The sequence below is a fragment of the Caballeronia sp. AZ7_KS35 genome (assembly GCF_023631045.1).
In the GTDB taxonomy this organism is placed as follows: Bacteria; Pseudomonadota; Gammaproteobacteria; order Burkholderiales; family Burkholderiaceae; genus Caballeronia; species Caballeronia zhejiangensis.
The window spans coordinates 1-428 of sequence record NZ_JALQDV010000102.1 but is presented as its reverse complement, the minus strand read 5'-3'; the positions used below and the strand labels follow the sequence as shown (position 1 = coordinate 428).

Annotated in this window: 1 pseudogene; it reads left to right on the top strand. The window is 63.3% G+C overall.

Annotated elements, in window-relative coordinates:
• Positions 1–428, top strand: a pseudogene (locus NCT05_RS36680) (hypothetical protein); the annotation flags it as partial.

The window sequence follows — 428 nt, the reverse complement described above, 5'->3', positions numbered from 1 at the left end:
TTCGGGCGGCGCGTGGCGAAGGAAGTCAGAGGCGCGACAGGCGCAACCGAGCTAACCGTCTTCACATGGGACGGCGATGTGCTGCTCATGGAAGAGCGCTTTGACGAGCTGCCGCGCGAGTATGGACGCGAGCCCAAGTCCGCGAATGCCCGCTATGAGACGGTGCGAGAGGACGCGCAAGACGCGTATTCGCTGCCGGTCGCGCAGCGCATGCATACGTTGGACGCGAGCCATCAATGGACGCGCGCGTCGCTCTATCTGCACGAACCGGGGACGTTCGTGCCGCTCGCGCGTCTCGACGAAAAGCTGGTCAAACCGGCGTTTCTCGCGACGGGCACCGATGGTGGGTTTGTTCAGGTTCCGGCGAAGAGCCGTCATGCGACGCTGTTCTATCAGAATGACCACCTTGGCACGCCGCAGGAGTTGCT